We start from the raw sequence: 18325 nt of genomic DNA, 5'->3' as shown, positions 1-18325 counted from the left end.
CGTTGCGCTCAGCGGCCGTGCATTGCGACCTCCGGCGACGTGCTCTCCAGCGGGACCGCGTTCGCCGGGACCAGCCCCAGCTGCACGGCCGAGCGGGTCAGCGCGGCGTCGAGCACCCAGTCGGCCCCCACGCGGGTGCGGTTGCCCGGCATCGCCATCAGGTGGTACGCCCGGGTGACGGCCTTGGCCGGCAGCCCGGCCAGGTTGACGTGCAACGGGTTGGCGGCGGCGTCCTTGCCACCCAGGTCGACGACCCAACCCAGATCGTGGTGCTTGTACGGCTTGCGCTGCCCGAAGCCGTACGACGCGGCGATGTTGTGCGCCACGCGCTTGCCCTGCCGCTGCGCGTGCTGTGCCGTCATGCCGCAGATCTGCCCCGGGTTGACCAGGTCGGGCACTGCGGCGGCATCGCCGCAGGCGAAGACCTCCGGGTAGCCGGGGACGTTGAGGAACTCGTCGGTGACCAGCCGGCCCCGCTCGGTGCGCAGACCCAGCTCGTTGACGAACGGGTCCGGCCGCACCCCCACGCACCACACCAGCGTGCAGGTCGGCACGTACTCGCCGTCGGTGAGCTTGACCCCGTCGCAGGTCGCCTCGGCCACCGAGGTGCCCATCCGCACGTCCACCCCGCGCCGGTTGAGCACCTTGTGCGAGGTCTCGGACATCCGCTTGTCCAACTCGGGCAGCACCCGGGGGGCGACGTCCAGCAGCATCCAGCGGGGCCGGACGGTCAGCCGGGGCCGCTGCGCGTGCAGCGCGTCGGTGAACAGCTGCCCGTGCGCGGCGACCTCGGTGCCGGTGTAGCCCGCCCCGACGACCACGAACGTGGAGCGGGCCTGCTGCTCCGCCGGGTCCTCGGCCTGCTCGGCCAGCTCGACCTGGCGGACGATGTGGTCGTGCAGGTAGACGGCCTCGGGCAGACCGCGGAAGCCGTGCGCGTACTCGGTGACACCCGGGATGGGCAGCAGTTTGTTGACGCTGCCCACGGCGAGCACCAGCCGGTCGTACGCCAGGCGGTTCTTGTCCCCCTCGGGCTGGGTGAAGCCGACCCAGCGGTTCTGCAGGTCGACGTGGTCCGCCTCGCCGATCACCACCCGGACACCCTTGAGGGTCCCGGTCAGCGGCACCGCGATGCGCCGGGGCTCGACCACGCCGGCCGCCACCTCGGGCAGCAGCGGCAGGTACAGGAAGTAGTCGGTGGAGTTCAGCACCACGATCTCGGCCCGGTCCCGGGCGATCCGGCTCAACGTCTTCGCCGCGTGGTAACCGGCGAACCCGGCCCCCACGATCACCACACGAGGTTTCGTCATTGCGGGCCGTTTCCCGTCGCAGCCCGGGACAAACGTCGACGCGCTCAGCGCGCGTCGAGCCGGACGTTACCGCTGGTGCCCACGGCCTCCACGCCCCACTCCTGACCGAAGGCCCGCACCCGGTGAGCAGTTATCCGGCCGAACTCGGGCGGGATGTCCGGGTCGAGCGTGAGCCGGCCGTCGACCGGGTTGATGCCCAGCATCGCGCGGATCAGGGCCAGCGGCGCCCCGGCCGCCCACGCCTGCGGGCTGCACGCGGTGGGATACGGGACGGCGAACAGCAACCGTTGCCGGTCGTACCCGCTGAGCGCCTCGGGCAGCCGGTGGCCGAACTGCTCGGCAGCGTCGATCATCGCCAGGCTGATCCGGTTCGCCTCCGCCCCCACGAAGCCGTCGCCGTCACGGTCGCCGTACTCGTCGATCCACCGCAGCGCGGCCAGCGCGTTGTCGTGCAGGTGCCGGACGGTCTCGTCGTCGCAGGTCCACCGCCAGTACTCCGACAGCAGGATCAGCCAGAGCTGGGTGGCGTCGGCGGTGCCGTAGTAGGGGCTGTACGGTTTCTGGCCGGTGCGGGTCAGCTCGCCGCTGCGGACCTCGTGCAGGATCTTGCCGGGTTCCTCGTCGGTGAAGTCGTCGCAGGTCTCGCCCTGCAGCCGGGCGAGCGTGAGCAGCGCGCCCTTGGCGAGCGCCGGCCCGGCCACCAACGTCTGGTACGCGGTGATCAGCGTGTCCCGCCCGAAGACGGTGAGGAACCAGGGCAGTCCCGCGCCGGGCAGCAGGATCCGCTGACCCTTGACCTCCAGGTCGAGCCGCAGCGCCGCCAGGTCGTCGCGGGACTGGCGGATGGTGCGCTCCAGCGTCTGGTTGTCGCTGCGCAGCACCGCCCGGTCCTCGGTCCACCGGCGCAGCGGGTCGTCGGCGCGGCCGTGGATGACGTCGGCGATGTCGCCCCGCACCGGCTCGACCACGCCCATGCCCGGCGGCAGCGGCACGTGCAGGTCCAGCTGCCGCCCCTCGCGCGGAAGCAGCCACAGGTCCCAGACCAGGTCGTCACCGTCGATCCGGTCCGCCGCCGTCGCGCACCGCACCCGCGTCTCGGCAAAGAAGTCGCCGTTGCGGTAGGAGAAGCACAGCTCGGAGCCGTCGGCGGCGTGGTCGCGGACGATCTTCGCGGAGCGGTCCCGGACCACCGACTTGACCTCGAACAGGTCGGCGAAGTCCACGCCGACGGCCAGGCGCACCTCCACCCGGACCGGCTCGGTCTGGAACGACAGCAGCTCCAGCCGCTCGTGGAAGCCGTCGCCGACGTAGCGCAACCGCCGCATGGCGAGACTGTTCGGCGGCAGCCCCGGCAGCTCGGGGTTGGTGAGCACGTACTGCGCGGAGTAGTGCTCGAGGGTTTCGGCCCGCAACAGCAGCAGCTCACTGCCGTTGACGGTGAGCGTCCAGCCGCTGATCAGGCGGGTGTCCAGGTGCACGAGCCCACCGATGCTGCCCGGCGGCACGTCGCCGCGCGCGTCGGAGTACAGGAACGTGGGGCCGCTGAGCACGGCGAGCGAGTCGGGGCCCAACTCGGGCGGTATCGCCCGCTGGTCGCCGCTCACGCCCGTCACGGAGGCCATGCCGACGGTCGGGTCGGCGGGGGTCGCGCGCACGACAGCCATGACACCCACCGTAGGAACGACGGCAACTGAGTGTCATCACCCGGTGCGGGTGAAAGCTCCCGCACCATCCACGTCCAACGATATGGACAAACGTCACCATCGATGGGCAGGATGCCGGAATGGGATCAGACGACATCGGCGAGCGGCCCACGAGGCCCACCCGCCGCACCTTCCTGTCCGCCTCCGCCGCCGCCACCGCGGCGACCGCCGCCACCGTCGCGGTGCCCTCGCTGGCCGCGCCCGCGGCCGCTGACGCCGGCCCCGCCGGCCCCGGGCGCCCCGCCCGCGCGCAGCGCCCCGAGCGCGAGCTGCGCGAGCTGCTCCGCCAGGTCGACCCACGCCGGATCGAGGCGATCGTGCGCCGGCTGGCCGCCTTCGGCACCCGGCACACCCTCTCCAGCCAGGACGACCCCGAGCGGGGCATCGGCGCCGCCCGGGACTGGATCCACGCCCGCCTGCAGGAGTACGCGGCCACCTCCGGCGGCCGGATGACAGTCGAACTCCAGTCGTACGTGCAGCAGCCCGCCTCGCGGATCCCCACCGCCACCCGGATCACCAACGTGGTGGCCACCCTGCGTGGTGTCACCTCGCCGAACCGCACCTACGTCGTGACGGGCCACTACGACTCCCGGGTCACCGACGTGATGGACGCCGTCAGCGACGCGCCCGGCGCCGACGACGACGCCTCGGGCGTGGCAGTGGTGCTGGAGCTGGCGCGGCTGATGGCCACCCGGCCCACTGCCGCCACCATCGTGTTCGCCGCGGTCGCCGCCGAGGAGCAGGGCCTGTACGGCTCGGCGTACCTGGCCGCCCAGCTCAAGGCGGCCGGCGCGGACGTGCAGGGCATGTTCAGCGACGACATCGTGGGCAGCAGCACCGCCGACGACGGCACCCGCGACCCGTACGCGGTGCGGCTGTTCGCCGAGGGGGTGCCGACCGCCGAGACACCGGCGGAGGCGACGACCCGCCAGTCCGTCGGCGGCGAGAACGACTCACCGTCGCGGCAGCTCGCCCGGTTCGTCCGGGACGTGGCGGACAACGACGCGACAGGCATGCGGGTGCGGGTGATCTACCGGCGGGACCGCTACCTGCGCGGCAGCGACCACATCTCGTTCCTGCGCGAGGGCTGGCCGGCGGCCCGGTTCACCGAACCGAACGAGGACTTCGCCCACCAGCACCAGGACGTCCGCGTGCAGGACGGACAGCAGTTCGGTGACCTGCCGGAGTTCTGCGACTTCGGGTACATCGCCCGGGTGGCGAGGGTCAACGGCGCGGCGCTGTGGTCGCTGGCCCAGGCGCCCGGCACGCCCAAGGGCGCCATCATCGTGACCACCGACCTGACCAACAACACGACACTGCGCTGGCAGCACGGCGACGAGCCGGACCTGGCCGGCTACGAGGTGGTGTGGCGCGAGACCACGGCCGCCGAGTGGCAACGGGTGATCCCCGTCGGCGACGTCACCGAGGTCAGCATCGACCTGTCCAAGGACAACGTCTTCTTCGGCATCCGCGCGGTCAACCGATCCGGCCTCCGCAGCCCGGTGGCCTTCCCCCGCCCCGGCAGCTGACCGCCCACTCCCGCCCTGCCCTGTTGATCAAGAGGTTCGCGTCACGACACGCCGCTGTCGGTGACGCGAACCTCTTGATCACGCGGGAGGTGGGGTGGGAGTGGGAGGTGGGGTGGGGGCGGTTATGGCCCAGCGTTCGTGGTCGCGCCACGCGCCGTCGATGAACAGGTAGTCCGGGGAGAAGCCCTCCAGGCGGAAGCCGAGCTTGCGGGCCACCCGCCGCGAGGGCTCGTTGCCCGGCTGGATGTTCGCCTCCAGGCGGTGCAGGCCGGCCGTCGTGAACGCGTGGTCGATCACCAGCGCGATGCCCGCCGAGGCGTGCCCGGTGCCGCTGTACGGCTCGAACGCCGCGTACCCCAGGTAGCCGCCGCGCAGCGCGCCCAGCACGATGCCGCTGATGTTCACGTAGCCGGCGATCGCACCGCTGGCCCGGTCGCAGATCAGGTAGCCGGCGCTGTCCCGGCGGCGGATGCGGCGCAGGTAGTTATCGTACTCCTGCGGGGTCGCCGGCGCGGCCAGCCACGGGTGGTGCAGGTCCCGGCTACGCCTCGCGGCCGCCACGAACTCGTCGACGTCGGCGGGCCGGGGTCGCCGGATGGCGGCCGGACCACCGCTGCGCAGGTATCTCACGGCGGACCACTCTGACCGACCGGCGCGGCAGTTGTCCAACCGGCCCGCCGCGCCCGACCGCCTCAACCAGGCCCGCCGCTGGTGCTCGATGGCCGGCTGCGGAACCACATCACAATCAAGCGGGCGTACGCCGTCTGCACCGGCCGCGCGCGTCCGCCTAGCATCGTCGGCATGGCAACGCGGCTTGTGCAGATCAACATGAAGGCCCGGGACGACGCCGCCCTGGGCGGTTTCTGGGCGAAGGCGCTCGGCTGGGGCATCTCCAGCGAGGGACCGGGTGTCACCAACCTCGAACCCGAGGGCTTCGTCTATCCCGACCCCGTCGCCGTCTGCGTCGACCTCGTCGTCTCGGCGGAACCCAAGACGGTGAAGAACCGCGTGCACGTCGACCTGGCCACCACCTCGGCGGCCCACCAGTCGGAGCTGGTGGCGCGGCTGCAGGGTCTCGGCGCGACGCTCGCCGACGTGGGCCAGGGCGACGTGCCGTGGACGGTCATGGCCGACCCGGAGGGCAACGAGTTCTGCGTCCTGGACTCGCTCTACGACGAGACCGGACCGATCGCCTCGGTGATCGTCGACTGCGCGGATCCGCAGGTCATGGCCCGCTTCTGGGGTGAGGCGACGGACTGGGCCGTGCACCGGGTGACCGACGACAGCGCGGTGCTGCGCTCCGCCAAGGGTGTGGGCCCCTATCTGCAGTTTCTCCGTACACCCGACGTGAAGACGGTGTGGAATCGCGTCCATCTCGACGTGCGCCCCTACCCGGGTGACGACCTGCAGGCCGAGGCGGCCCGACTGCTGTCGCTCGGCGCCACCGCCGTCGACCTGGGCGACATCGACATCCCGTGGACCGTCCTCGCCGACCCGGAGGGCAACGAGTTCTGCCTCCTCACGCCGGGCTGACCCACACCCCGGCCTCCGTCGTGCTCAGTGCGCGGCACGAACCGCCGAGACGAGGCCACCCACGCCCTCGTCCTGCTCCGGCGGGGTGAGCACCGGACGCCCGTAGGCTGCGGCACGCTCACGCAGGGTGAAGGTCTCCGCCTCCCAGCCGAGGCCGTGCAGCCAGCCGACCGGGTCCTCCGGCATCTCCCAGACCCACATCGACGCTGCCGATCCCGCGGCGGCGTCGTCGCGGAAGCGTTCGACCACACCGCGCGAGCCCAGGGTGAGGCCCATCCTGCTGCCTGCGGCGGACAGCGCGCCGACCCGTTCGAGCAGCGACTCCACCGCGTCCCCGGGTAGATAGATCAGCAGTCCCTCGGCGATCCACACGGTCGGCTGCGCCGGGTCGTGCCCGGCCGCGGCCAGGGCGCCGGGCCAGTCCTCGCGCAGGTCGACAGGAACGGTGATCCGCTGGCAGCGCGCAACGGCACGCTCCTGCCGCAGCACCGCGGCCTTGAAGTCGAGCGGTTCGGCCGTGTCGACCTCGAACAACCGGGTGCCCGCCGGCCAGTCCATCCGGAAGGCTCTGCTGTCCATCCCGGCTCCGAGCAGCACGACCTGCCGGACGCCGGACGCGACAGCCCGATCCAGCAGGTCGTCCAGGAACTTCGTCCGGATGACGATCGAGAAGGCCACACCGAGCCAGCGGCGCCGTGCCACCTCGTCCGCGTGCGCGCGCGGCGGCGTCCCGGGGCCTCGCCCGCCGGCCGTGGCGAAGGCCAGCGCCAGCGGGTCCCGGAACAACGGCTGTTCGCGTGCCGTCTCCATCGCCCGCACCCGGGCCACGCCCACGGCGGTGGCCCACACCCCCGACGGCTCGATCGGCCCCGCCGCGTCAGTCACGCGTCCAGCCTAACCAGCGCCCGTGTCACGCCACCTCGTGCGCGTTCCTGATCACCGCACTACCGGGGCATCAGCAGCCGGAACTCGGTGCCGTCGGGGTCGGCCAGCACCACCGCGCCCTGCCCGTCGGTGCCGACCACTGTGGCGCCGAGGGAGAGCAGACGGTCGACCTCCGCCTGCGGGTCGTCGCCGTCGTCGACGGCGAGGTCGAGCGTCACCCGGTCCCGGTCACCCTTCGGCATCAACGGTGGACCACCCCAGGTGATCTTCGGGCCGCCCAGGGGTGACTGGATGGCGGTCTCCTCGTCCTGGTCCCAGACCAGCGGCCAGCCGAGCGCCGCGCTCCAGAAGTAGCCGACGGCCTGTGTTCCGTCGCAGGCCAGATCACCGAGGAAACCGCAGCCGGCGAGGAACGTGTTACCCGGACCGAGGACGCAGAACTCGTTGCCCTCGGGGTCGGCGAGCACGATGTGGCTCTCCTCGGGGAGCTGGCCGACGTCGGTGTGCCGCGCGCCCAGCTCCAACGCCCTGGCCACCGTCTGCCGCTGGTGTTCCGGCGAGTCGCTGGTCAGTTCGAGGTGTGCCGGGTTCTGCAGGACCTTCGGCTCCGGGATCTGCGGAAAGCGGAGCCGGAAGCCGGACTTGTCGTCGGGCAGCACGAGGACGCCGTCGCGGGGGTCGTCGACCAGTTCCCGACCCAGGATCTCGGACCAGAAGCGTGCGACACGCAGGGGCTCGTTCGCACCGAAACACACCGCGAAGAGGTGACTGGCCATCGCTGCGCTCAGCTCCGATCCTTGGACGGGGGCAGCCCGGACGGGCCGGAGATCGGAGCCTACGGATCCGGCCGCGCCGCCCGCACCCGAGTTTCCGACGCGTTCGCCGCGACGGCGGTTGATCGACTCGACTTCGCTGAAATCGGGGTGTCCCGGGTGCTCGGACACCCCGATTTCGGTGAAACGGAGTCGATCATCGCGCGCTGCGGCGGATAAGCCGGGACGCCCCGGCGGATGCCGCATACAGTTGGCGCGGAACTTCGTATCCCTGGTTCGAGAAACACGTCGCAGATGAACTCGGGACCTCGCCGCGAGCGAGGAGAAGGTGGCGGCTTCAGTTCACGCTGCCCACCCTACGGAGATCGACATGGACATCGGCCTCGGCCTGCCCATCAGCGCACCGGCCCGTCTGCTCGACTGGGCCACGACCGCCGAAGCACTCGGCTTCGACAGCCTCGCTCTGCTGGACCGCCTCACCTTCGACAATCCCGAACCGTTGACCGCCCTGGCGGTCCTCGCCGGCGCCACGACGCGCATCCGCCTCCAGACGGAAGTCCTGCTGGGCCCGCTGCGCGAGACCGCCCTGCTGGCCAAGCAGGTCGCCACCCTGGACCGCATGTCCGCTGGCCGCTTCGTCCTCGGCATCGGCGTCGGTGGTCGCGACGACGACCACGTCGCCGCCGGCACGCCGATCGGGCAGCGAGGTCGACTGCTCGACGGGCAACTCGCCGCCCTGCGCGAGATCTGGCGGGGCGAGCCGTACCGCGGCACGACGATCGGGCCCCGCCCCACCACGCCCGGGGGGCCACCGATGCTGATCGGTGGGTTCGCCGCGCCGGCACTGCGGCGGGTCGGACGGTACGCCGACGGGTTCGTCTGCGCGGCGCCCCTGGCCTGGGCCGGCCCCCTGGTCCGCACCGTGCGGGAGGGGTGGGAGGCGGCGGGCCGTCCCGGTCGGCCGCGCCTCGTGTGCCAGGTCAACGTCGCGGTCGGGTCGGCCGCCACGATCGACGAGGCCCGCGGCGCCATCGCCGCCTACTACGCGTTCACCGGCCGGCCCGGTTGGGGCGAGCCGTTGAGCGACCCGGCGCAGATCGTCGACACCGTGGCCGCGTACCGGGAGTTCGGCGCGGACGAGCTGGTGTTGTACTGCTACGCCCCGGACCCGGGGCAGGTGGACATCCTCGCGGAGATCGTGCGTTGAGCCGGAGCACCCGGATCGGGGTCGCCGCAGAGGCAGCACGCCGCGTCGACACGGTGGCCCCGGTCCTGCCCCGTCCGGTCAGCTGACTGTCCGCTGTGGTGGACGCGGTCCGCGCCATCCGGGCCGAGGCGGATGCGGAAGCGCCGTAGCGGCGGCTCCGCTCAGTGGCGCTGTGTCGCGGGCCGGACGAACCACCGGGCCAGCCACGGGGTGGACCCGACGAAGGCGACCGCGAGGGCGGTGATGACGGCCTGCCCGATCCGGCCCGGTGTGACGCCACCGGCGGGGTCGAGCACGTAGTTGGCGTACCCGTTCGCGGCGGCGTCCGTCACCAGCACGGCGCAGCCCAGCGCGAGCCCCGCCCGACGGCGAGCCGCCAGCAGCAGCGCCGCCAACGGATCCCACAGGGTCAGGGACACGAAGTAGGCGGCGAGCCACCCGGGCAGGGCGAGCGGCGGCCGGAGCCCGGGGACGAACACCTGCAGCACGTGCACGACGGTGCCGTAGGCGAAGACCAGGACGGCCGCCGACACGACAAGCCGGGCCCGCGGTGGAACGCCGTGCCACCGACCGGTGCTCATCCGGCCAGTCTGCCGCAGCGGCGTGGGCGCCGGGTGACCCGTCAGAGCGGCTCGGGAAGCGGCCGTTCCATCGGCATCGGCACCTGGAGGTAGGTGACGCCGCGCATGTCCAGCCAGGCCCGGTCCGGTGCGCGGACCAGGCGCACCATCACCGACTCGCAGGACGGGCAGCGCGCGACCAGGCCCGGCGCGTGCGAGTAGACGTGCAGACTGGCCATCGAGCCGGTCATCCCGCAGTTCTCGCAGCGGCCCATCGCGGTGCTCAGGTCGACGGTGAACAGCTCGCGCATCGGGCCGTCGAGCATGTTGCCGTCCAGGTACGACATCTCGGTCATCGGGTCTCCTCGACGTTGCGTCGGCGGGCGGGACAGGCGGCGGGCGGGACAGGCAGCGGGCGGGCTCTCAGCCGGTGGGGCCGAAGCGTTCGGTCTTGATCCGCCGCGACGGGTGGCCCAGCCCGACCAGCAGATCGGCCACGGCCTCCACGAACCCGGTCGGCCCGCACACGTACGTCTGCGGTTCCAGGTCCGGCGGCCAACCGTGGGTGTTCACGTCGGCCAGGCCGATCCGGTGCGGCTCGCCGCGCCAACCGTCGGGCGCCTCGCGCGTGTAGACGTACGCCACATCGAGGCCGAAGTCGTCGCGGACCCGGCGGCGCAGCTCGTCGGCGTAGATCACGTCCTCCGCGGTACGCACCGAGTAGATCAGCCGGAACGGCACCCTGCTGCCGATCGCCCGCCGCGCCCGGATCATCGCCATCAGCGGCACGATGCCGGAGCCACCCGCGACCAGCTGCACCGGCGCGGTGTCCTCCGACCGCCAGATGAACCAGCCGCCGAGCGGTCCGCGGACCTCCACCGGGTCGCCGGCGCCGAAGACATCGATGAGGTACGGCGACACCTCACCGTCGGGCACCCGCTGGACGGTCACCTCGATGCGCGGGCCGCCGGGGCCGTCCACCGCCGGCCCGGCGATCGAGTACGACCGGGCGGCCTGGTAGCCGTCCGGCGCGGTCAACCGCACGTCGACGTGCTGCCCGGGAAGGTGCCCCGGCCAGTCCGGCACCTCCAGGACCAGCGTCTGCGCCGTCGCCGTCTCGACCCGGCGCTCCACCAGCCGCGCCACCTGCCACTTGATCGGCGCCCGGGCCGGGGTGCCCGTCGCCACGGCCCGCTCAGTCACCCTGGTACCGCTGTTCGCGCCACGGGTCGCCGTAGTCGTGGTAGCCGGCCGTCTCCCAGAACCCCGGCTCGTCCATCGTCTTGAGCCGGATGCCACGCACCCACTTGGCGGACTTCCAGAAGTACAGGTGCGGCACCAGCAGCCGCGCCGGGCCGCCGTGCTCGGCCGGCAGCGGCGCCCCGTCGAAGGTGTGCGCCACCCAGGCCCGGCCACCGCGCAGATCGTCAAGCGGCAGGTTGGTGGTGTACCCGCCGTACGAGTGGGCGAGCGCGAAGTGCGCGCCGGTGTCCACGCCGTCGAGCAGGGTGTCCAGGGAGACGCCCTGCCAGGTGGTGCCGAGCTTCGACCAGTGGGTGACGCAGTGGATGTCGACCATCGGGGTCTCCTGCGGCAGCGCCATCAGCTCCTGCCACGACCACCGGTACTCGGTGCCGTTCTCGGCGGAGATGACGAACTCCCAGGTGTCCAGGGAGACCCGGGGTGTCGGGCCGGCCGACAGCACCGGAAAGTCCTCGGTCAGGTACTGACCGGGTGGCAGGGCCGGCTCCTGTGAGCGGGGCCGACCCTGAAAGCCCGGTGACACGATTCCCATTGCACAGTCGTACCACCCGGGCCGGCCGGGTCGGAGGCTTTCTGGCGTACGCCCTCGTCGACCCGGCGCGGCGCGGTCAGTGCCGCTCCGTGACGACCTCGCGCTGCTCGGGCGTGCCGCCCCGGGTGGCCCGCAGGCTGGTCAGGGTGACCACCGCCAGCACGCCGATGATCACGCCGAGCGAGGCCAGGGTGGGGATCTGCGGCACGCCGGGCCAGATGCCGTGCGCCCAGTGCAGGCCCAGCTTGAGGCCGATGAACGCCAGGATGGTCGCCAGGCCGTAGCTGAGGTGCACCAGCCGGCTCAGCGCCGCGTGCAGGACGAAGTAGAGCGCCCGCAGGCCGAGCAGCGCGAACGCGTTGGTGGCGAAGACCAGGTACGGGTCCTCGGTGATGCCGTACACCGCGGGCACCGAGTCGACAGCGAACACGATGTCGGTGGCCAGCACCGCGACGACCACCAGGGCGAACGGGGTGAGTGCCCGCTTCGCGCCCTGCCGAACGGTCATCCGGGTGCCGTGGTACTCGTCGACCACTGGCATGATCTTGCGCAGCAGCTTCACCGAGCGCATCTTGTTGATGTCGACTTCCTGCTGATGCCCGGAGAGAGCGTCGCGCAGCAGCTTCACCGCCGTGGCGACGAGGATGATCGCGAAGAGCAGGAAGGCGAAGTCGAGGGTCTGCAGGGCCGCCGCGCCGAGGGCGATGAAGACCGCCCGCAGCACCAGAGCGCCGGCGATGCCGTAGAGCAGCACGCGCTGGGCGAGCACGGCCGGCACCGCGAATGCGGCCAGCAGCAGCATGAAGACGAAGAGGTTGTCGACCGAGAGGGACTTCTCGACGAGGTAACCGGTCAGGTACTGCACGCCCTGCTCGGAGCCGTAGCGGGACCAGACCCAGCCGCCGAACGCGAGCGGCAGCGCGACGTAGAACGCCGACCAGCCGATCGCCTCGCGCATGGACACCTCGTGCGGCTTGCGCGTCACCAGGAAGTCCAGCACCAGCAGGAGCACCACGCCGGCGATGGTCACCGCCCAGAGGGTGGGCGTACCCACCGACGACAGATCACTCGCAGCGGCTAGATATGACAATTCGGTCATGGGGTCTCCTCGAACACCGTGTCATGTTCGAGGTCTCCTTCACCCATCACCAGATGGGCAACCACCCGAGGCACGCCGGGCGTGCCGTACTGACCGGAATGGTTCGTGGGAAGTACTCCCCTCGCACGACAAGGTTAGGCCAGGGCCGATCGACACGCCAAGCCGGACGTCGATGGTTGCCCTGGCCAACCGCTGTGCGTCTCGATTTCTGGCACTGTCGTCAGGCGCGGCGCAACGTGGCGCCCGGCGCCATCGCCTGCTCCACGAGGCCCCGGTAGTCGCGCGGCAACTGGGTCGCCACGTCGTCGAACTCCCCGCCGGTGATCGCCTCACGCAGGGTGGTGAACACCGCCCGGACGGCGTCCCGCGCGGCCGGCTCCTCCACGCGGGCGCGCAGCGCCACGCGCGCCACGAACTCGGCCGCTCCGAACCGGTCCGCCTGCTCGGTGCTCGGGCTGGGCTTGAGCACCAGTTGCAACGGCTGCGGAAGCTGCGCGGCCAGGTCCAGCACCTCCCCGCCGGTCAGCCGCTCGGCGAACGTCTCCAGCACGGCCCGGGTCAACTCGACCGCCTGCTCGGACGACGTCCGAGTGCGCTGGGAAACCTGGTCGACGAAGGTGTCGTAGTTCATCGCGTACTCCCTCGGGCTTGTCGGCGGCGCCTGCGGGTACCCGCCGCGCCGTCGTGGAAACGACGCCGGATCTCCCGCGACGACCAGCGCGACCTCCTGCGCCCAGCCGGGCGATTTCCTGCGCCGAGCCGGGCGTGACCGGACGGCGGACGGGTAACCGCCGCCGGTCGTGACCACATCGATGCCCCGAGGGAGCCCCAGACATGGCGAGCTACGCGGACGTCCTGCAGTACCTGTCGAGCCTGGACTACCCGGCCGAGAAGGACGACGTGGTCCGCGAGGCCGAACGCGAGGGTGCCCCGCCGGACGTGCTCAAGGCGCTGCGCGCCCTGCCGCCCGTCGACTACGCCAACGGCACCGAGGTGGCCCGGTCCGCAGGCATCGAGGCCGCCCCGGAGGTGGGCCCCTCGCAACGCGCCGCGCAGGCCCGGGACAAGAAGCACAACCGGGTGTCGCAGCATCTGCGCGGCATCTGACCCGGCGGTGGTGGCGTCCGCCGCGACGGGCGGGCGGCGCGGATGAGCCGCACCGGTCCGCTGTCCCGCCCCCCGGACGGGCACACCCCGGCGGCGGGGCAGCTCGTCGTCGTGGCGGTGGTCGGCGCCATCGCCGGCTGCGTCTTCGCGCTGACACTGTCGCCATCGCTCGCCCCGCTGGCCGGCTGGGACGCCGCCGCGCTGAGCTGGCTGGTGCTGGTGTGGCGCAAACTCTGGCCGATGGACGCGACCCGCACCGCCCGACTCGCCGTACACGAAGATCCCAACCGGGCCATCCGGGACGTGGTGCTGCTGATCGCCTGCCTCGCCAGCCTGCTGGCTGTCGGCCTCGTCGTGGCCAGCGCCCACGCGGCGCCACCCGGCCCGCGCCGGGACCTGTACGGCGGCCTCGGCGTCTTCAGCGTGGTGCTGTCCTGGCTGGTGGTGCACACCGTGTTCGCCGCCCGGTACGCCCGGATCTACTACACGGGCCCCGACGGCGGGGTGAACTTCAATCAGCCCGAGCCGCCCCGGTACTCGGACTTCGCGTACGTGGCCTTCACCATCGGGACGACGTTCCAGGTCTCCGACACCAACCTCACCAGCAACGAGATGCGTCGTACGGTGCTGCGGCACTCGATGGTGTCGTACCTGTTCGGCGCGTTCATCATCGCCGTCACGGTGAACCTGCTGGCGGGTCTGGCCCGCTGAGCGCTCACGCCCGGCTGCGTCACGGGCGGCGGCGGTTGTGTGTCACGGGCGGCGGCCCGTGCGTCACGGCGGCGCCTCGCCGGGACAGGCGGGCGCCCCTTGGCCACGAACCGCGACCGGGGGCGCCACACAAACCTGTCCAGGCGGTGAACCGCGTCCGAACCGGTCGCGGGTCACCAGGCGGTGGATGGCCGCTCGAACCGAGCGGTCAGCACTGCCGGGTACAACCATACGACAGACCATCCTCCGTACGGTCAGTTTTTGGCGAAGTGTGGGCCAGGGCACGTCAGGGACGCCCGGTCAGCTCCGCGTACCGGTGCTCCAGATCGACCCGGGCCAGGGCCCCCACCAGCCATGCCAGCCGCTCGGACTCGCCGCTTGCCAAGCCGGCCAGGTCATCCGCCGAGCGGCCCAACCCCAGCCGACGGGCCGCCGCCAGCGCCCGCCGGTCCGCGACCGGCGCCACCTCCCGCCACAGCGCCTGTGCCTCGCGCAGAAACAGGTCGACCACCTGGTCGTCCACCCCGGGCAGGTCGGCGAGGAGCGCACGCTCGGCAGCCGGCTCGTGGTGGGCGACCGCACGCAACCGGCGCAGGTCGCCCCGGTACCGCTCGACGACCGTCCGGGCCAGATCACCCAGCACGTCGGCCAACGCGTCGACGTCCCCGCGCTGACCACTGTCGCGCAACACCCGCACCCGGTCCCGGTGCAGCGACCGGGCCAGCCGGGCGGCGCTGTCCCACCCCTCGTCGCGCAGCGCCCGCGCGCCGTCCACCGCCCGCCGGAAGTCACCCCGGCGGGCGAGCAGGACCGCGAGGTAGAGCACCTGGAACAGGCTCGCCGGATTGTTGGTCACGCGGAAGCCGTACTGCTCGGCGAAGCCCCGTCCGCTCCCGGCCAGCCGGCGGGCCAGACGTTTGCGGTCCTCCACGGGCGTGATCAGAGTGGTCGCCATGCCGGCGACTACCCACGCCACCGTCGGCCAACCGCCGCCCCAGCCCGCCCAGGCGCGGCGTGTCCCGATCCGGCCCGCGTCCCGGCCCGGCGCGCGTCCCGGCCCGGCGCGCATCCCGTCCCGGCGCGCGTCCCGGCCCGGCGCGCATCCCGGCCCGGCGCGCATCCCGTCCCGGCGCGCGTCCCGGCCCGGCGTGCGTCCTGACCCGGCGTGCGTCCTGACCCGGCCTGTGCCGGTCAGCCGTGCAGGCCGCCGGTGCGGTCGCGCGCCTTGAGCCGGGTGGTGGGCAGGGCGGGCGCCGGCAGCGGCGACGCCGCGTCGTCGGCCACCACTCCGAATCGCCGGCCGGCCATCCAGTCCTGACGAGCGGCGGCGACCTCCTCGTGCGAGCGGCCCACGAAGTTCCACCACATGACCAGCGGCTCCTCGAACGGCGTGCCCCCCAGCAGCAACAGCCGGGCCCCCGCCCCACCGCGCACGGTCACCTCGCGCCGACCCGAACCCAGGTAGAGCAACGCGCCCGGCTCGAAGCCCACCCCGGCGGCCTCGGCGGAGCCGGACATCGCCAGCAGGGCGTACTCGAAATCGGGCCGCAACGACAGCGTGGTCGGCGCAGCCCCACCCAGCTCGAGTTGCACGCCCACCAGCGGGGTGTGCACCACCGCCGGGGACCGCTGGCCGGCGAACTCGCCGACCAGCAGGGTCGCGTCCAGGTCGCCGTCGCGCCACCGTGGCAGGTCGGCGTGGTGGGCGAAGTCCGCGGAGCCGGCCCGCGCCGGGTCCGGCAGCGCCACCCAGAGCTGCACACCGTGCATGACCGGCGGGTGCGTGGCCGGCGACCGCTCCGAGTGGGCGATGCCGTGCCCGGAGGTCATCACGTTCAACTGGCCGGGCCGGATCGCCTGGACGTTGCCGAGGCTGTCGCGGTGAATGATCTCGCCGTCGAGGAGCCAGGTCACCGTCTGCAGACCCGTGTGCGGGTGCGGTGGCACCTCCATGCCGGGGCGCTGCGCCACGTCGTCCGGGCCGAAATGGTCCACGAAGCACCACGCGCCGACCATCCGCCGAGGCCGCTGCGGCAACAACCGCCGGACGGTCGTGTACCGCCCCAACGGCACGTCGTGGCCCGGCAGCAGCACGCTGCCGGGATCGACGTCGGCCACGCCGGGCGGTCGGGTCTCTGCCAGCATCGATTCGGTACGCTCCACCGCCCGACTGTACGCTCGCGCCCTCCCCGGGCAGCGGCGCTTCCCAGCAGGGGTGACCTCCGACCCAGCACGTCACGGGCGGGCCGGTCGGCGTCCCACGCAGCGGCCCGAAGTCCCGCCCGACATCCGGCCCGCTCCCCGGCCCGCTCCCCGGTGGCCCCGCGTTCAGCCCGCTGCCCCGGTGACCCCGCATTCAGCCCGCCCCGCGTTCGGCCCGCTCCGCCGGCGGCCCCGCATTCGGCCCGCTCCCCCGGCCACACCGGCTGACGTCGCCGTCTTTGGCCGCTGCCCCGCCCGGGCCACTGCGCGACGGCCCCAACCAGCACCCCGACGTCACCGCCCGGCGACACCGGCCGGCGCCCGACGGACCTGGTCGGCGTCCGACGAACCTCGTCGGCGTCCGACGGACCTGGTCGGCGCCCGACGGACCTGGTCGGCGTCCGAGTCGCGGGACGGTCACCGAGACTCGGTCACCGTCACGGTGCCGGCACCTGCGACCAGGTCAAGGAAGAGCCGGTTGGCCGAGCGGTCCCACCCTGGCGTACTCAGCAACGCACCCGCGGCGACCCCGGCCCAACGCTCGTCGCGGACCGCGACCGAACCGGCCCCGGCTCCCGCCCGCACCCGTACCGGTGGAGTGCCCGGCACCCGGATGTCGAACTGGTTGACGCCACCGGTCAGCCGCACGGTCGTCGTGCCGCCGTTCACCGGCGGCAGGATGAGGTCGGTGCGGGCGGAGCCGCCGACGAAGTCCACGCCCAGAAGTCGCGCCTGCGCCAGGTCAAGCACCTGTTCGCCCACCCCGCCCTCCAGGCGCAGACGCCAGGCGACCCGCTCGCTGAGCAGCACCCGCGCGGCCCGCCCCTCGGACGTGCCGGTGGCCACCACCCCGAGCCGGACGGTCTCACCCTGCACCACGGGACGGACTGCCACGCCCGAGCCGGCCGGGCTGCTGATCCGATAGAGGTCGTCGCCCAGGTCGCCCACCCGAAGGTCGAACGACGACAACCCGTCCGCCAGCACGAAGGTGGCCTTCTGTCGCCCAGCCAGCGGCGTCGTCATCGTCTGCTCGGCGGCCGCTGCCGCATCCGGCCGGGTAGCGTCCCGTCGGCTGCCGTCCGGGTGGACGCCGTCGGGTACGCCAGAGTAGGTCTGGCCGAGACGGTAGGGGTCGGCGACGATGACCACCACCGCCGAGGCCCCGAGAACCAGCACCACAGCCGCGGCGGCCAACAGCAGCCGGGCACCGACCGACCAGCGCCCCGGTGCGGCGTCGGCCTCCGGTGGTCGCGGCTCCGTCTCCGACCGGCGCCCTGCGTCGGAGGCGGGCCGAGCCGAGCCGCCCTCGCACTCCGGCTGAGCTGCGGCCGAACGCTCCACCCCCGACCGCGCCGCCGGTTGCGCCACCGCCGAGCGCGCCGCCGCCGGGTGGGTTGGTTGCTGCCCCGGTTCGTGTTCTGCCTGGTGCTCGGTGCCGTCACCCACTGCGGCCATGCCTCTGCCCTTCCGCCGGTCCCCGCCGGGAGGTACGTACCCGCCCGCCGATCGGATCACTCCGCGCCAACCACGCCGCTCCGCTACGTCGCATCGGTGAATCTTGGACAGTTTCCGTTAGCAGCTAACGGAAACTGTCCAAGATTCACCGTCACGCAGGCCGACAACGCCGTTCATCGGAACTGCAGCGGTGGATGTGCGGGGGCGGCCGGTCACTCTGGCGAAGCTGGCTATGCCGCTGGCCGGCCCCCGGTTTCGAGGTGGCGGCCAGGTCAGTGGGCGGGGTTGGGTGTGCCGATGGCCGGCACCCCGGTTTCGGGGTGCCGGGCGGGTATGCCGATGGCCGGCGCCCCGGTTTTGGGGTGCCGGCCATCGGTTGGTGCGGTGGGTCAGCTGTTCCAGTGCTGGGCGACCAGGTCGGTGGCCTGCTGCTCCCACTGGGCGTACGCGTCCGGG

19 protein-coding genes are annotated in these 18325 nt (G+C 72.6%); 5 read left to right on the top strand and 14 right to left on the bottom strand.

What is annotated here, in order from left to right; translation table 11 throughout:
* Window positions 1-8: 8 nt before the first annotated feature.
* Both ACLQ27_RS00095 and ACLQ27_RS00090 read right to left on the bottom strand, forming a co-directional pair.
* Window positions 9-1310: an NAD(P)/FAD-dependent oxidoreductase gene (locus ACLQ27_RS00095; protein WP_357490022.1), complete on the bottom strand. Its 1302-nt coding sequence runs from the start codon at window positions 1308-1310 to the stop codon at window positions 9-11.
* Window positions 1311-1354: 44 nt separating this feature from the next.
* A complete protein-coding gene (locus ACLQ27_RS00090) occupies window positions 1355-2974 on the bottom strand; it encodes a glycogen debranching N-terminal domain-containing protein (RefSeq protein ID WP_425865239.1) in 1620 nt (539 codons plus the stop codon).
* A 119-nt stretch (window positions 2975-3093) separates the two neighbouring features.
* On the opposite strand from ACLQ27_RS00090, the gene ACLQ27_RS00085 reads away from it, so the two are divergent.
* Window positions 3094-4542, top strand: coding sequence for a M20/M25/M40 family metallo-hydrolase (locus ACLQ27_RS00085; RefSeq protein WP_425865238.1), 1449 nt, complete (start codon window positions 3094-3096; stop codon window positions 4540-4542).
* 78 nt (window positions 4543-4620) lie between these two features.
* On the opposite strand, the gene ACLQ27_RS00080 is transcribed toward ACLQ27_RS00085, so the two are convergent.
* On the bottom strand, window positions 4621-5172 hold the full coding sequence (locus ACLQ27_RS00080) for a GNAT family N-acetyltransferase (protein ID WP_357490016.1): 552 nt from the start codon (window positions 5170-5172) through the stop codon (window positions 4621-4623).
* A gap of 171 nt (window positions 5173-5343) precedes the next feature.
* On the opposite strand from ACLQ27_RS00080, the gene ACLQ27_RS00075 reads away from it, so the two are divergent.
* On the top strand, window positions 5344-6075 hold the full coding sequence (locus ACLQ27_RS00075; protein ID WP_425865237.1) for a VOC family protein: 732 nt from the start codon (window positions 5344-5346) through the stop codon (window positions 6073-6075).
* Window positions 6076-6099: 24 nt separating this feature from the next.
* Here the strand turns inward: ACLQ27_RS00075 and ACLQ27_RS00070 are convergent, their stop codons facing one another.
* Both ACLQ27_RS00070 and ACLQ27_RS00065 read right to left on the bottom strand, forming a co-directional pair.
* Window positions 6100-6960: a class I SAM-dependent methyltransferase gene (locus tag ACLQ27_RS00070; RefSeq protein WP_425865236.1), complete on the bottom strand. Its 861-nt coding sequence runs from the start codon at window positions 6958-6960 to the stop codon at window positions 6100-6102.
* Between the two features lie 59 nt (window positions 6961-7019).
* Entirely contained in the window at window positions 7020-7736 is a 717-nt protein-coding gene (locus ACLQ27_RS00065; RefSeq protein WP_357575359.1) for a VOC family protein, read from the bottom strand.
* A gap of 367 nt (window positions 7737-8103) precedes the next feature.
* Between ACLQ27_RS00065 and ACLQ27_RS00060 the strand changes: the two genes are divergently transcribed.
* Window positions 8104-8940 carry an LLM class flavin-dependent oxidoreductase gene (locus tag ACLQ27_RS00060; protein ID WP_357490010.1) on the top strand — a complete coding sequence of 279 codons (837 nt, stop codon included), beginning with the start codon at window positions 8104-8106 and terminating at the stop codon, window positions 8938-8940.
* Between the two features lie 161 nt (window positions 8941-9101).
* Here the strand turns inward: ACLQ27_RS00060 and ACLQ27_RS00055 are convergent, their stop codons facing one another.
* The 6 genes from ACLQ27_RS00055 to ACLQ27_RS00030 all read right to left on the bottom strand — a co-directional run bounded on the left by ACLQ27_RS00055 (window position 9102) and on the right by ACLQ27_RS00030 (window position 13025).
* Window positions 9102-9521 carry a hypothetical protein gene (locus tag ACLQ27_RS00055; protein WP_357490008.1) on the bottom strand — a complete coding sequence of 140 codons (420 nt, stop codon included), beginning with the start codon at window positions 9519-9521 and terminating at the stop codon, window positions 9102-9104.
* Between the two features lie 41 nt (window positions 9522-9562).
* Window positions 9563-9856 carry a DUF6510 family protein gene (locus ACLQ27_RS00050; RefSeq protein WP_234588577.1) on the bottom strand — a complete coding sequence of 98 codons (294 nt, stop codon included), beginning with the start codon at window positions 9854-9856 and terminating at the stop codon, window positions 9563-9565.
* 67 nt (window positions 9857-9923) lie between these two features.
* Window positions 9924-10688, bottom strand: a complete 765-nt coding sequence (locus ACLQ27_RS00045) for a ferredoxin reductase (RefSeq protein ID WP_234588624.1) — start codon at window positions 10686-10688, stop codon at window positions 9924-9926.
* A 7-nt stretch (window positions 10689-10695) separates the two neighbouring features.
* Window positions 10696-11295 carry a sulfite oxidase-like oxidoreductase gene (locus ACLQ27_RS00040; RefSeq protein WP_234588575.1) on the bottom strand — a complete coding sequence of 200 codons (600 nt, stop codon included), beginning with the start codon at window positions 11293-11295 and terminating at the stop codon, window positions 10696-10698.
* A gap of 76 nt (window positions 11296-11371) precedes the next feature.
* Window positions 11372-12394 (bottom strand): TerC/Alx family metal homeostasis membrane protein, encoded by a 1023-nt coding sequence (locus ACLQ27_RS00035; protein WP_425865235.1) that lies wholly within the window; start codon window positions 12392-12394, stop codon window positions 11372-11374.
* A 220-nt stretch (window positions 12395-12614) separates the two neighbouring features.
* A complete protein-coding gene (locus tag ACLQ27_RS00030) occupies window positions 12615-13025 on the bottom strand; it encodes a DUF2267 domain-containing protein (protein WP_357490005.1) in 411 nt (136 codons plus the stop codon).
* 203 nt (window positions 13026-13228) lie between these two features.
* On the opposite strand from ACLQ27_RS00030, the gene ACLQ27_RS00025 reads away from it, so the two are divergent.
* Both ACLQ27_RS00025 and ACLQ27_RS00020 read left to right on the top strand, forming a co-directional pair.
* The gene (locus ACLQ27_RS00025; RefSeq protein WP_234588572.1) at window positions 13229-13501 is read left to right on the top strand and encodes a DUF2795 domain-containing protein; all 273 of its coding nucleotides are present in this window, start codon (window positions 13229-13231) and stop codon (window positions 13499-13501) included.
* A 42-nt stretch (window positions 13502-13543) separates the two neighbouring features.
* A complete protein-coding gene (locus tag ACLQ27_RS00020) occupies window positions 13544-14212 on the top strand; it encodes a DUF1345 domain-containing protein (protein WP_357490003.1) in 669 nt (222 codons plus the stop codon).
* 286 nt (window positions 14213-14498) lie between these two features.
* Here ACLQ27_RS00020 and ACLQ27_RS00015 read toward each other — a convergent pair whose 3' ends face one another.
* The 3 genes from ACLQ27_RS00015 to ACLQ27_RS00005 all read right to left on the bottom strand — a co-directional run bounded on the left by ACLQ27_RS00015 (window position 14499) and on the right by ACLQ27_RS00005 (window position 17869).
* Window positions 14499-15167 (bottom strand): hypothetical protein, encoded by a 669-nt coding sequence (locus ACLQ27_RS00015; protein WP_357490001.1) that lies wholly within the window; start codon window positions 15165-15167, stop codon window positions 14499-14501.
* 236 nt (window positions 15168-15403) lie between these two features.
* The gene (locus tag ACLQ27_RS00010) at window positions 15404-16375 is read right to left on the bottom strand and encodes a pirin family protein (protein ID WP_425865234.1); all 972 of its coding nucleotides are present in this window, start codon (window positions 16373-16375) and stop codon (window positions 15404-15406) included.
* A 456-nt stretch (window positions 16376-16831) separates the two neighbouring features.
* Window positions 16832-17869, bottom strand: a complete 1038-nt coding sequence (locus ACLQ27_RS00005) for a hypothetical protein (protein ID WP_425865233.1) — start codon at window positions 17867-17869, stop codon at window positions 16832-16834.
* Between the last annotated feature and the right edge of the window lie 456 nt (window positions 17870-18325).

The organism is Micromonospora sp. DT63 (assembly GCF_049841615.1).
In the GTDB taxonomy this organism is placed as follows: Bacteria; Actinomycetota; Actinomycetes; order Mycobacteriales; family Micromonosporaceae; genus Micromonospora.
Note: the sequence above shows the minus strand (reverse complement) of the source record. Positions and strands in the feature narration are given on the sequence as shown.

Bases quoted from the DNA above. Each gene is read 5' to 3' on its own strand.
- ACLQ27_RS00005 (WP_425865233.1), bottom strand. From the start codon at position 17,869: ATGGCCGCAGTGGGTGACGGCACCGAGCACCAGGCAGAACACGAACCG.
- ACLQ27_RS00040 (WP_234588575.1), bottom strand. From the start codon at position 11,295: ATGGGAATCGTGTCACCGGGCTTTCAGGGTCGGCCCCGCTCACAGGAG.
- ACLQ27_RS00065 (WP_357575359.1), bottom strand. From the start codon at position 7,736: ATGGCCAGTCACCTCTTCGCGGTGTGTTTCGGTGCGAACGAGCCCCTG.
- ACLQ27_RS00090 (WP_425865239.1), bottom strand. From the start codon at position 2,974: ATGGCTGTCGTGCGCGCGACCCCCGCCGACCCGACCGTCGGCATGGCC.
- ACLQ27_RS00020 (WP_357490003.1), top strand. From the start codon at position 13,544: ATGAGCCGCACCGGTCCGCTGTCCCGCCCCCCGGACGGGCACACCCCG.
- ACLQ27_RS00095 (WP_357490022.1), bottom strand. From the start codon at position 1,310: ATGACGAAACCTCGTGTGGTGATCGTGGGGGCCGGGTTCGCCGGTTAC.
- ACLQ27_RS00085 (WP_425865238.1), top strand. From the start codon at position 3,094: ATGGGATCAGACGACATCGGCGAGCGGCCCACGAGGCCCACCCGCCGC.
- ACLQ27_RS00060 (WP_357490010.1), top strand. From the start codon at position 8,104: ATGGACATCGGCCTCGGCCTGCCCATCAGCGCACCGGCCCGTCTGCTC.
- ACLQ27_RS00015 (WP_357490001.1), bottom strand. From the start codon at position 15,167: ATGGCGACCACTCTGATCACGCCCGTGGAGGACCGCAAACGTCTGGCC.
- ACLQ27_RS00030 (WP_357490005.1), bottom strand. From the start codon at position 13,025: ATGAACTACGACACCTTCGTCGACCAGGTTTCCCAGCGCACTCGGACG.
- ACLQ27_RS00050 (WP_234588577.1), bottom strand. From the start codon at position 9,856: ATGACCGAGATGTCGTACCTGGACGGCAACATGCTCGACGGCCCGATG.
- ACLQ27_RS00035 (WP_425865235.1), bottom strand. From the start codon at position 12,394: ATGACCGAATTGTCATATCTAGCCGCTGCGAGTGATCTGTCGTCGGTG.
- ACLQ27_RS00055 (WP_357490008.1), bottom strand. From the start codon at position 9,521: ATGAGCACCGGTCGGTGGCACGGCGTTCCACCGCGGGCCCGGCTTGTC.
- ACLQ27_RS00075 (WP_425865237.1), top strand. From the start codon at position 5,344: ATGGCAACGCGGCTTGTGCAGATCAACATGAAGGCCCGGGACGACGCC.
- ACLQ27_RS00025 (WP_234588572.1), top strand. From the start codon at position 13,229: ATGGCGAGCTACGCGGACGTCCTGCAGTACCTGTCGAGCCTGGACTAC.